General features: G+C 36.4%; 11 protein-coding genes. All 11 read left to right on the top strand.

What is annotated here, in order from left to right:
- The first annotated feature begins 130 nt into the window (after positions 1-130).
- The 11 genes from H8S64_RS03285 (at position 131) to H8S64_RS03235 (ending at position 13,047) form a co-directional block, all read left to right on the top strand.
- Complete coding sequence (locus tag H8S64_RS03285; RefSeq protein WP_099291380.1) at positions 131-1,612, top strand: lipopolysaccharide biosynthesis protein; 1,482 nt, start codon at positions 131-133, stop codon at positions 1,610-1,612.
- Between the two features lie 64 nt (positions 1,613-1,676).
- Complete coding sequence (gene dut, locus H8S64_RS03280; RefSeq protein ID WP_099291379.1) at positions 1,677-2,111, top strand: dUTP diphosphatase; 435 nt, start codon at positions 1,677-1,679, stop codon at positions 2,109-2,111.
- A 10-nt stretch (positions 2,112-2,121) separates the two neighbouring features.
- Positions 2,122-3,858, top strand: coding sequence for a tetratricopeptide repeat protein (locus H8S64_RS03275; RefSeq protein ID WP_186974918.1), 1,737 nt, complete (start codon positions 2,122-2,124; stop codon positions 3,856-3,858).
- Entirely contained in the window at positions 3,848-4,702 is an 855-nt protein-coding gene (gene lolB1 / locus H8S64_RS03270) for a lipoprotein insertase outer membrane protein LolB1 (protein WP_099291377.1), read from the top strand. The genes H8S64_RS03275 and lolB1 overlap by 11 nt, the downstream gene beginning before the upstream one ends.
- Position 4,703: 1 nt before the next feature.
- On the top strand, positions 4,704-5,891 hold the full coding sequence (locus H8S64_RS03265; protein ID WP_186974917.1) for a murein hydrolase activator EnvC family protein: 1,188 nt from the start codon (positions 4,704-4,706) through the stop codon (positions 5,889-5,891).
- A 181-nt stretch (positions 5,892-6,072) separates the two neighbouring features.
- Positions 6,073-6,471 (top strand): ATP-binding protein, encoded by a 399-nt coding sequence (locus H8S64_RS03260; RefSeq protein WP_099291375.1) that lies wholly within the window; start codon positions 6,073-6,075, stop codon positions 6,469-6,471.
- A gap of 9 nt (positions 6,472-6,480) precedes the next feature.
- Entirely contained in the window at positions 6,481-6,909 is a 429-nt protein-coding gene (ybeY, locus tag H8S64_RS03255; protein ID WP_186974916.1) for an rRNA maturation RNase YbeY, read from the top strand.
- Position 6,910: 1 nt separating this feature from the next.
- Positions 6,911-8,794: a tRNA uridine-5-carboxymethylaminomethyl(34) synthesis enzyme MnmG gene (gene mnmG, locus H8S64_RS03250; RefSeq protein ID WP_436231458.1), complete on the top strand. Its 1,884-nt coding sequence runs from the start codon at positions 6,911-6,913 to the stop codon at positions 8,792-8,794.
- Positions 8,795-8,914: 120 nt separating this feature from the next.
- A complete protein-coding gene (gene ade / locus H8S64_RS03245) occupies positions 8,915-10,528 on the top strand; it encodes an adenine deaminase (RefSeq protein ID WP_186974915.1) in 1,614 nt (537 codons plus the stop codon).
- 12 nt (positions 10,529-10,540) lie between these two features.
- Positions 10,541-12,343 carry an excinuclease ABC subunit UvrC gene (uvrC, locus tag H8S64_RS03240; protein WP_186974914.1) on the top strand — a complete coding sequence of 601 codons (1,803 nt, stop codon included), beginning with the start codon at positions 10,541-10,543 and terminating at the stop codon, positions 12,341-12,343.
- Between the two features lie 146 nt (positions 12,344-12,489).
- Positions 12,490-13,047, top strand: coding sequence for an RNA polymerase sigma factor (locus tag H8S64_RS03235; RefSeq protein ID WP_141560916.1), 558 nt, complete (start codon positions 12,490-12,492; stop codon positions 13,045-13,047).
- The last annotated feature ends 44 nt before the right edge of the window (positions 13,048-13,091 follow it).

The raw sequence follows: 13,091 nt of genomic DNA, 5'->3' as shown, positions 1-13,091 counted from the left end.
ATTACTCACAGCCTATAATCATCTTCATATTCTTTTTAAAAAAAATAAAAGATAATATATATATGATATTGTTGTTGAGAACTTCTTACTTTTGTCACTTCAATGAACTTGAAGCAAAAGTAGAAAAAATATGAACCCACTGAAAAAACTAATGGGAGAAACCGTGATATACGGTTTCACGACAATTATCGGACGATTTATAAATTGGTTGCTGGTGCCTTTGTACACGAGAGTATTTATTGCAGACGAGTACGGGATAGTAGTCAATCTAATGGCGTACACTTCTATTTTAATGGTGCTGTTGACGTATGGTACGGAAACCGGTTTTTTCAGGTTCGCCACGAAAGACGGTAAGGATAGAGTTTTCTCCACTCTATTGACTTCTTTGAGCTTTACTTCCATACTTTTTCTTGTTCTTTGTTTTTCTTTTCTTCCTCAACTTTCTGTTTTATTGGAAGTTGAAGATTATCCGATTTACATCTCTCTATTAGCCGTGACATTGGCTATCGACGTGATTACTACTTTGCCTTTCGCTTTGCTCCGTTTGGATAGCCGTCCTATTCGTTTCGGAATCATTAAGTTAGTGAATATAGGAATCAATGTAGGTTCGAATTTGTTTTTCTTGTTATTGTGTCCTTATCTCGAAAAGCAAGGAATACATGTTCCCTTTTATAACCCGGAGGGAGGGGTTATCTACGTTTTCATCTCTTACCTGTTGGCTTCGGTTGTAACGCTGCTTATGTTGCTTCCTTATATATTGAAGTTTAAGTTTGTTTTTTCTTTCTCTTTATTGAAAGATATATTGAAGTATTCTTACCCGATTCTAATCGTGAGTTTAGCGGGAATTATTAATTTGCAAGGTGATAAAATATTGATGCCAAAGCTTTTGGAAGATGAAGCTACCAGCATGGCGATGACCGGGATCTACGGGGCAAACTATAAGCTTGCCTTAATCATGTATATATTTACCCAAGGATTCCGTTTCGCTTTTGAACCTTTCTTTTTTAATTATTCCAGAAACTCTGACTCAAAAAAAGTGTACGAGGATGTTTTACTCTATTTTACCGGGTTTGGTTTGATGATATTCTTGGGTGTCATGTTTAATCTCGACCTTTTGAAATATTTCGTTAAATCGACTTATTTCGAGGGATTGGCTATCGTGCCGTGGGTTCTCATGGCAAATCTCTTCCAAGGGATGTATTATTCGCTTTCCTTGTGGTATAAATTGACTGATAAAACGATATACGGTGCGTACATGGCTATCGCGGGATGCGTGATAACCATTGCCGGTAATGTTATTTTCTTGCCTAAAATCGGTTTTATGGCTTCCGCTTATTCCGTGTTTACTTGTTTTTTGGTAATGACTATACTTTCGTTTATTCTGGGAAGACATTTTTACAAGATTAATTATGATATACCGAAAATTCTTTTCTATTTCGTTATTTGTCTGGCGTTTTATTTTGCAGGGCGAATGATTAAATTTGACGGGGATTTGGTAACTTGTTTAGTTCGTTTGCCGTTATTTATACTCTTCGTTTATATCTTCGTGAAAAGAGAGATGAGTTTTTTATTGACAAAAGATTTTATGTACAAGTTAATTCATAAAAAATAGCTATCTTAGCACGATTTATACAAATAAGGTGTTGTATAACTAACTATCAAAGTAATAGAGAGAAATGAAAATAAAGATCGTGAATAAGTCGAAGCATGCGCTTCCGGAATACAAGACAAAATCATCGGCGGGAATGGATATTCGGGCAAATTTGGATGCTCCGGTTATGTTGAAATCGTTGGAAAGAAAATTGATTCCTACCGGGTTATTTATTGAATTGCCCGAGGGCTACGAGGCTCAAATGCGTCCGAGAAGTGGGTTGGCTTTAAATGAAGGAATTACTTTGTTGAATACACCGGGAACGATAGATGCCGATTACAGGGGGGAGATTGGTGTTATTTTGGTTAATTTATCACACGAAGTTACACAAATCAATGACGGTGAACGGATTTGCCAAATGGTGATTAATAAAGTCGAACAGGCTGAATTGATTGAAGTGGAGACTTTGAACGACACGGAAAGAGGAGAGGGAGGCTTCGGTCACACGGGTAAAAAATAAACAATTTAGAATGAACAAATTAGTTAAATCGTTATTTGTTATTCTGTTTCTTTTATGTGCCATTCAAGTATTTGCAGATAAAAAGAAAGCAGTTGAACCAACTTTAGAAGGCGAAGCTAAAGTGCAGTTTGACTATGCTTTCATGGAAGGAGTCCGGTTTAAAATATTGGGTGATTTGAAGTCGTCTTTGACTTATTTCGACCAATGCATGAAAATTTATAACCGGAGTGCTGCGGTGCGTTACGAAATATCCAGTATACTTTCTTTGGGTGAAGATTTAAACCTTCCTCTTCAGTTGATGCGTGAAGCGGTTCAGCTCGAATCCGATAATATTTGGTACAATCTTTTGTTGGCGAATATCTTGCAGAAAAAATCAATGATTGAAGAAGCCTGTAAGGTATATGATGAACTAATCGCTAAACATCCTGAAAGAGAAGATTTTTATATTATTCAAGTTGATCTTTATACCTCGACTGAAAAATGGGAGAAAGCGATAGAGGTTTTGAATAGATACGAGAAACAATTCGGAGTAAATGAACCCGCGATAATAGAAAAAGCCAAATTGTATTCTAAAATGGATAACGTGAAGAGAGCTTCTTCCGAGATCATGAAATTGATTAAAAAATACCCGGAGAATACTGATTATTTGGGATTATTGGCGGAGTTGTATTTGTCACACAATCAGGAGAAAAAAGGATTACAACTCTTGAATAGGATTGTGAAAGATTATCCCGATAACGGTTTCGTTCAATTTTATCTGGCTGATTATTATCGAACCAAAAAAGATTCTCTGAACACGGAAAAGTATATTCGTCTTGCGTTGGCAAATGATAATATAGACAACAACTTGAAAGTTCAATATTTATTGAAATTACTTGTTAATCAAGCGGATTTAAGTTTATCGACCGATCATATTTACAGGTATGTTCAATTATTATTGGAGAAATATCCGGGTGATCTCAGTGTAAGAACTTTGAATGCTGATTTTTTAAAGAGAGAAAATAAATTGGAGGAATGTAAGAAAGAACTCGAATTTATTATCTCTAAAGAGAAGAATAATTATCTGGTTTGGGAGGAATTAATGCTTTTATCTAACCAATTGGGTGATACGGCAGCTATGAAAAGTGAAGGGTTGGAGTGTTTGAATTATTTCCCGAACGAGCCGCTCCCTTATATGATGATAAGTTTACCTATGTTGATTGAAGGAAATTACGCGAAAGCAACGGGATATCTTCAGAAAGGGCTTGAATTGGCCCCGGATAAATCTTTTATAAAATCTCAATTGTACGCTTATTTGGGTGAATGTTATTACAAGCAAGATAGTATAGAAATCGCTTTTTCCATGTTTGATAGTGCGATAGCTATCAATCCGAATGATATAATGACTTTGAATAACTACAGTTATTATCTTTCTTTAAGAAATGAGCGTTTGAATCAGGCTGAAAAAATGATTTCAACGGCGTTGAGTGCTGATCCTAATAACGCTACTTTCTTGGATACTTATGCTTGGGTACTTTTCAAACTTAAAAATTATTCTTTGGCACGTTTTTATATGCGTTCTGCCATAGAAAACACGGAAGAGCCTAGCGGAGTATTGTACGAGCATTACGGTGATATTCTTTACATGAATGGCGATAAGGAGGAAGCATTGAAAATGTGGAAAAAAGCATTGGAATTGGGTGATGATATTAGTGATAATTTGAAAAATAAAATAGTGAATGGTTTATCGGTAGAGCATGAGGAATAGTTTTATTTTTATTTTGGTTTTGATCTTATTAGTGTCGTGTAAGTCTGTTAAAAAAGTAGTTGAAGTTAAACGAGAATTACCGAATATAACTGAAGGAAGATTACTTAGAAATGTTTATTTCAACGAATTGGACTATAATACTATATATGCCAAGAAAATAGATTTGACGTTAAAGGAGAAAAAGAAATCCCATAGTTTGAAAGCTATGATGCGTATTCAAAGGGATAGTTTTATCTGGGTATCGGTGACTGCCCCGATGGGGATCGAGGTTGCACGAATTTTATTGACTCCCGATAGCGTGAAGTTTATCAGTCCGAGAGATAAAAAGTATTTTGTATCGGACTATAACTATTTTATAGAGCGTTTCGATGTCGGTTTTACTTACGACTGTTTTCAGCGAATGTTGACAAACCGTTTCTTTGATTTTGAATCCTGTACTACCGAAATGGATAGAAATAAGCGATTCAAATTTGATAAGTCCGGTAATGACTATGTTTTGTACACTTTGGAGGAGAAAGCAATCGGTAGAAAGTTGAAGAAATTATACAAGAAAAAGAGGAAAAACAAAGAATTTTCCTTGATCTTGCAGAAAATACATATAAATCCTGATTGTTTCAGACCTTGTCTGGTGTCTATTGAGGATATGGAAGAAAGAGTAGGGATGAGTGTTAAGTACAAGAATATTAAAGATTTTGAAGGGAAAGTTTTTCCTGAACGGATAGTTTTTAATATCTTTACCGATGATGACAACTGGGAAGTCCAACTGGATTTCAGCCGTGTGGAATTTGATGTTGAAGTATCATCTAACTTTAAAATATCGAGCAAATATAAACGGATGTATTAACATGAATGTTTTTCGCGTCATATTGATTTTAATCTTTTTCTTCACCTTTACGGTTGCTTACACGCAATCTATAGAGGCGATTAAAAAGAAAAATGCGAAGACCGAAAAAGAAATTGCTTACCTGAACAAATTATTGGATAACGCTCGTAATGATCAATCGGCTACTATTCAGAAAATCACGATTATTAACCAGAAAATTGTAAAGGGAAAGGAAATGATCCAATCCCTCACGAATGAAGTTAAATATATAGAGAAACAAATATCGAGCAACGAGTACGTTAAATCTGATCTGGAAGCGAGTAAGCAACAAATGTTGGATTTCTATGCTAAAATGGTTTACGAAACTTGGAAAAAAAGAAATACATCCGATAAGTTGGTATATATATTCTCTTCTTCCAGTTTTACTCAAGCCTATGCACGATATAAATATTTCGAGCAGGTACAGGATTATTCCAAACGTCAGTTAGAGAGAATAAAACAAACGAATGATTCGTTGACTTCGATCAATAATCAACTTACTGAATTGATGGCGTTGAAGAATGCGACGCAATCTAAAATATCTGCCCAGAACAACGAGTTAATCAAGGAACAGAATCAAGCTAATAAATACGTCGGGGAACTCAAGAAAAAAGAGAAAGAGATTCTACGAAAACTGAATATCGAGATTAAAAACCGGGAACGGTTTAAAAAAGAATTGGAGAAACTTATTGCTGCTCAAGCGAAAAAGTCCGGGAGTAAAAATTCTAACTATAAATTAACACCGGAAGAGAAACTTATTTCTGACGATTTCGCTAAAAACAAAGGAAAGTTACCTTGGCCTGTTGAACAAGGGTTTGTTTCCGAAAAATTCGGGGTGAATATACATCCGGTGTTCAAACAGGTGAAGTTAAATAACGCGGGAATTACAATTACTACATCGCGTAATGCTGATGTGAGAGCGGTATTCAAAGGTGTGGTAACTGAAATAATGTTTATTCCGGGGGATAATAATGTTGTTATTGTGCGCCATGGAAATTATCTGACGGTATATTCAAATTTGGTGGAGATCTTTATAAAGAAGGGCGACACCGTGAACGTGAAACAGAAAATTGGTAAGTTGGCAAGTAGCGGGGAAAACAGTACACTAAATTTTCAGGTATGGAAAGATAAGGATAATATGGACCCACAATTGTGGTTAACGCCGTGGTAAATTATGGATATAAAATTTTTATATTTATCGGAGTTGATAATTAGAAATATTTTGCTTACATTCGCTAAACTGTAGTTAGTGGGGTATTTTGGATACGTTTACGTATGTTTGGTTTAATAATTAATAGGAGTTATTTAGTTTATGATTTTGTCTAAGATTTTAGATATTAACTGTAGAAAGCATGGACAAACTGGAATTTTCAATTGCCTCGGAAATTGGCAATATCGTTAAAGTTGAGAATTTTATCGATTATTTTTCGGACGTTTATAATGTTGAACCGGACGTGTTTGGCAAAATAAGTTTATGCGTCATTGAAGCCGTAAATAACGCTATTCTTTACGGTAATAAATTGGATCCTATGAAGCATGTGAAATTCATAGTTCATGAGGAAGATAAGCGTTTGTTCGTTGCTGTAAAGGATGAAGGCGAAGGTTTTGATTATTCATATATACCTGATCCTACTTTGCCCGATAATATTGAAAAAGATGCCGGGAGAGGACTTTACCTGATGAAAACGCTTTCTGACGATTTGATATTTGAAGACGGAGGATCCAAAGTGATCATGGTTTTCAATTTATGAATGGATTAGATGAGTGAGATTTTTTTTTTCAACGAGGAATGTGAATTTCCTGCTTTTTTCTCAAAAGAGAGGGTGACTCAATGGCTTCAACTTGTTGCTGAAGATTATTCATTGAAATTGGGTACTATCTCTTTTATTTTTTGTAATGATGATTATATACTGGACGTGAATAGAAAGTATTTGAATCATGATTACTATACTGATGTAATCACGTTTGATTACAGGGAAGGGAAAGTACTTTCCGGTGATGTATTTATAAGTCTGGACACGGTTCAATCCAATGCTTTGGAATTCGGTACTACCTATGAAGAAGAATTGCATAGAGTGATAGTTCATTCTGTGCTTCATTTAATAGGTTTTAAAGATAAATCGGATAATGACGCGCAAGAGATGCGTCAAAATGAAAATCATTGCTTAGAATTGCTTAAAACACTTTGATATGTCGCAGTTGTTACCTGAATATGATGTTATTGTAGTGGGAGCTGGTCATGCCGGTTGTGAGGCAGCTTGTGCGGCAGCTAATCTCGGATCAAAAACTTTACTTATCACTTTGGATATGAACAAGATAGCGCAAATGTCTTGTAATCCGGCAATGGGTGGTATTGCTAAAGGTCAGATTGTCAGAGAAATAGATGCGTTGGGTGGATATTCAGGTATCGTAACGGATAGAAGTACAATTCAATTCAGAATGTTGAACCTTTCCAAAGGACCTGCTATGTGGAGTCCGCGATCTCAATGTGATCGTATGGTATTTTCTTCCGAGTGGAGGGATATTGTAGAACATACCGATAATCTCGATCTTTGGCAGGATGATGTTATTGAATTGATTTTGGATGATGGGAAAGTGGCAGGGGTGAAGACTCAATTGGGTGTTTCCTTTTCAGCTCCTCGTGTAGTGCTCACGAATGGAACATTTTTAAATGGTCTGATGCATATCGGTCGGGTAACTTTTCCCGGTGGTCGTATTTCTGAACCTGCTTCTCATGGATTGTCCGAGCAATTGTTTGATCATGGTTTTACCGTGGGGCGCATGAAAACGGGAACACCTGTTCGTATTGATGGTAGAAGTATCGATTTCTCTAAATTGACCAGACAGGATGGGGATAATGATTTTCATAAATTCTCTTTTCTGAGTTTCGCGTATACAAATTCACTAGAGAAACGACCTTGCTATATCGCTTACACGAATAAAGAGGTTCATGATATATTGCGTGAAGGTTTTGACGATAGCCCCCTTTTTAACGGGACTATCAAGAGTATAGGCCCTCGTTATTGCCCGAGTATCGAAACTAAGTTAGATACTTTTTCCGATAGGGATAGTCATCATTTATTTTTGGAACCGGAAGGGGAGAGGACTACGGAATATTATTTGAACGGGTTTTCTTCTTCTTTACCTTGGGATATACAATTAAGGGCACTTCGAAAAGTTGAAGGTTTTGAAAATGTAAAAATATATCGTCCGGGGTACGCGATTGAGTATGATTTTTTTCAACCGACACAATTGTACCCGACTTTGGAAACGAAGTTGATTAAGGGACTTTATTTTGCGGGGCAAATTAACGGGACTACCGGATATGAAGAAGCCGCCGCTCAAGGTTTGATGGCTGGGATTAACGCGCATCTTTCTTTACATGAGAATAGAGATTTTGTATTAAATCGGGATCAAGCTTATATAGGTGTATTAATTGATGATTTGGTGACGAAAGGAGTGGATGAACCTTATCGTATGTTTACCTCTCGTGCCGAATATCGTATTTTATTGCGACAAGACGATGCCGATGTCAGATTGACTCCCTTGGGATATTCTATAGGTTTGGTGAAGGAAGATCGTTACTCTATTTTTGAAGACAAAATTTTAAAGCGGGACAGGTTAATAGACTTTATTTCCAATTTCAGTATTTCTCCGGATGAAATAAATTCCGTGTTGGAATTATTCGGTTCTTCACCTATTCGTCAAAAATTGAAATTGATTGATATCATTTCTCGTCCTCAAGTAACGATTCCTAAAATAGTGGATTATATTCCTTCATTGAAAGAATTTATTTTTGATAATTCTATTCGAGAAGAAATTATTGAGGCGGCTGAAGTTTTGATTAAATATTCGGGGTATATAGAACGTGAAAAATTAATTGCCGATAAATTGAATCGATTGGAAAATTTAGTCATCGAGAATAAATTTGATTACATGGCGATAAATTCTCTATCATATGAAGCTCGTCAAAAGTTGACTAAAATCAAACCAAAAACAATAGGACAAGCGTCACGTATAACCGGAGTATCGCCTTCGGACATTAATGTTTTATTGATTTTAATGGGAAGATAACTGAAATGTTTCACGTGGAACATTTCAAAATGGTGCGAAGGGTACCTTGTAATATAGATACATGAAAACTTGGGGAGAGATAGAAAAAGTAGAAATAAACATCATATAAACAGTTATTTTATGAAAGTGATAGAAGGAAATTTAGTTGATATTGACAATAGAGAATTTTATCCGTGTACAATAACTGTTTCTGACGGAAAAATTCTTTCGATAGAGAGAAATTCAAATTCTTACAATCATTATATATGCCCGGGATTTATAGACGCTCATGTACATATCGAGAGTTCTATGTTGATGCCTTCGGAATTTTCAAAATTGGTTATTCCTAACGGGACAGTGGGGGTAGTATCTGATCCGCATGAAATAGCGAATGTTTTGGGTGTTGAAGGAGTGAAAATGATGATAAAAAACGGGGAGGAAACACCTTTAAAAATTTTCTGGGGAATACCTTCTTGCGTTCCGGCGACTCCATTAGATAAACCGGGTAATATTATTACCGCAGAAGACACGGAGATATTGGCAAAAACCGGACAATTTACCATGCTCGCGGAGGTGATGAATATTCCGGGTGTTCTTAACGGTGAGCCGGAAGTTATAGCAAAACTGGATATAGCTAAAAAATACGCTTTAAGAATAGACGGTCACGCGCCGGAATTGAGGGGTGATACGTTAAGCGCTTATATTGCTCATGGTATAGAAACCGATCACGAGTCATCTGAATTGGAAGAAGCAGAGGAGAAAATTTCAAAAGGAATGCAGATCATGATTCGAGAAGGGAGTGCGGCAAAGAATTATGATGCTTTAAAATCTTTAATTGCCACACGTACCGATAACGTGATGTTTTGTACGGATGATTCCCATGCCGACGATCTTTTAATAAAAGGACATATCAATTATTTAGTGAAAAAAGCCGTGTCTGACGGTTTCGGGATATTTGATATTCTTCAGGTGGCATGTATTAATCCGGTACATTTTTATCATTTGGATGTAGGGACATTGCATGTCGGGGATAAAGCTGACTTTATCATTTTGGAAGATCTCGAATCTTTGGATATTCATGCTACTTATATTAATGGGGTAGAAGTCTATCGAAAAGGGGGAAAAATAGAAATTTCGGATTCAAAAATTCCTTGTTTGAATTTATTTAATCACGATATTATAAAAGATATTGATATCCGCACGGATGTGGAAGGAGATATTCACTGTATAAAAGTAGTTCCGGATAGTATCATTACCGAGAGAATGATGCTCCATTTCGACCGAAGAATAGAAAATTATCAATCGGATGTGGATTCCGATATTTTGAAAATAGTGTACTTGAATCGCTATTATAACACGAAACCCCAAGTCGGATTTATATCCGGTATAGGTATAAAACATGGGGCTTTCGCTTCTTCAATTTCTCACGATTCCCATAATATTATCGCGGTAGGCTGCACGGATACGGATATTGTAACTGCCGTGAATGAAGTGATAAAACTCAAGGGCGGACTGGTCGTGAATGATAGCGAGAAATTGCATGCGTTACCGTTACCGGTAGGGGGAATTATGAGTGATCGTTCCGGTCAGGAAGTTGCCGAACAGTACATGGAATTGAATAAATTACTTTCTAAAATGGGAACACCCTTGAATTCTCCTTTTATGACGCTCTCGTTTATGGCATTGATTGTAATACCTACTCTGAAAATAGGCGAAAAGGGAATATTTGACTTCGATAAATTTGATTTCATATAGGAGTTTATTGATATGACTGATGAATTAGGATTGAAAGAGAAAGTTAGTAAATTACCTACCACTCCCGGGGTGTATCAATTTTTTGATGCAAATGGAGTTATTATTTATATAGGTAAGGCTAAAAATCTAAAGAATAGAGTTTCATCCTATTTTGTAAAGAATAATCAATCTTCGAAGACCATGGTTCTGGTCAGAAAGATACGTGACTTAAAGTATATTGTCGTTAATACGGAAGAAGATGCTTTGTTACTGGAAAATAACTTAATCAAGAAATATAAGCCTCGATATAACATCCTACTGAAAGACGATAAAACTTACCCTTGGATATGTATCACGAAAGAGGCTTTTCCCCGTGTATTTACCACACGTAAGTTTATCCGGAACGGTTCGGAGTATTTTGGTCCTTTTACATCTGCCAGATACGCCAGTACACTGATTTCCTTGATAAAAAGTCTTTATAAATTGCGTACATGCAATTTAAATCTCAATAAATCAGTGATATATAGCGGAAAATATAAAGTTTGTCTTGAATATCATATAGGAAATTGTTTGGGTCCATGCGTGGGGTACGTGACGGAAGAGGAATACATGGAAAATATTACCCAAATTCGAAATATATTGAAAGGTAATATCTCTTCTGTCATTGACTTCATGATGCAAAAGATGAAGGAATATACCATTTCGCTTCAATTCGAGAAAGCTCAAGAAATGAAGGAAGCCATAGAAGCACTGAAATCACACCAGACTAAATCCACTATTGTTAGTGCTTCCATGAATGACATAGACGTTTTCTCTTATCTGGAAGACGAAAAATACGCGTACGTGAATTATTTGCGTATTGTTCATGGAGCTGTAAACCAAGTACATACAATAGAATTAGAGAAAAAACTAGATGAATCGAAAGAATCACTTCTATCATTTGGAATTTTTGAAATCCGCCAGCTCGTGAATAGTCGTTCCAAAGAAATTCTGGTTCCCTTTTATCCTGATTTGCTTATGCAAGGGCTGAATTACGCTATTCCCCAGCGAGGAGAGAAAAAACAATTGCTGGACTTATCGGAACGGAACGTGAAATTCTTTAAAATGGATCGTGAGCGGCAGAGAGGATTACGTCGTCAAGATACCAAATTGGACTTGTTGAACACGATAAAAAACGAGTTGAAATTGCCTCGTTTACCGCATCGCATGGAATGTTTCGATAACTCGAATATACAGGGAACCACTCCGGTAGCTTCCTGTGTTGTCTTCATAGACGGGAAACCGGCGAAACGGGAATATAGACATTTCCACGTGAAAACTGTTATCGGGGCAAATGACTTTGCTTCCATGGAGGAAATATTGTATCGTCGCTATCATCGGGTTTTGGAAGAGGGGGGAGAACTTCCCGATTTGATAGTCGTGGATGGTGGAAAAGGACAATTAAGCTCTGCTGTTGCCACTTTACGAAAACTGGATTTGGTGGAACGAGTACCGATAATCGGTTTGGCAAAGCAAATGGAGGAAATCTATTACCCGGGCGATAAAGATCCTTATTTATTGGCGAAAACATCTATTTCTTTAAAGACTTTGATGCATATTCGGGATGAAGCCCATCGCTTCGGTATCACATTCCATCGTAAATTGCGCGAAAAGAAACAAACGGTTAGTGTCTTGAGTGAAATAAAAGGTATAGGAGAAAAGACGGAAATATCTTTATTACAGAATTTTAAAACGGTAAATGCGATTCAATCCGCTTCACAGAAAGAACTGGCAACTGTTATCGGGGCAGCTAAAGCAAAAATCGTGTATGATTATTTCCATAAATCCGATGAATAAAGATATTGGATTCGAGTACAAATAGAATAGGTTTTTTAAACGATTATTTTGGAAGTAAAATATAATCTCTATATTTGTCTGTTACATCGAACGGAAAATATTCAATAAACTATGCATGTTTATTATACGAGTGTGTGATTTTATCTATGAGTGACGAATTGTATACAGTAGAATGGCTGAATGAGGATTATTCCGAGCATTTTGAAGGTTTATACAAGTTTATGTATAAACGTCTGTATCTTTTTGCCCGAAATTTTTTAATGGATGAAGCGCTTGCCGATGATGTTGTTCAGGAAGTTTTCATGGGATTGTGGAATAAAGGGAAAAGTATGCCGGAAAATATTCCACTGGAACGTTACCTGTTTACCTCGGTGAGAAATTTATGCGTGGATCATCATCGTAAATTGAATATTATAGATAAATATCAAAAGCATCTTGTTGAATCCGAAGCCATGGTATATTTTCCGTACGGGGAAGAAGAATCGGAGCGGGAAAGAAAGGTGAAAAAACTTTTGGCGGAGTTACCCGATATGCAACGGCAAGTGTTGGAATTGAGTGTCGTCGAAGGGTTGAAGTACAAAGAAGTGGCGGAACGTTTGAATATAGCGGAGGGAACCGTACACACGCATATAAAAAGAGCATATAAATATATCAAGACTCACTTGGCATTTTTGCTGTTATTTTTGTATATGATATTCAAATAGTCATTTTATGGAAAAAAAAATCATTTTGCTGTACCCCGAAATAA

It is taken from the genome of Butyricimonas hominis (assembly GCF_014287455.1).
Classification (GTDB): domain Bacteria; phylum Bacteroidota; class Bacteroidia; order Bacteroidales; family Marinifilaceae; genus Butyricimonas; species Butyricimonas muris.
The sequence above is the reverse complement of the archived record's forward strand: the minus strand, read 5'-3'. Positions and strand labels throughout refer to the sequence as shown.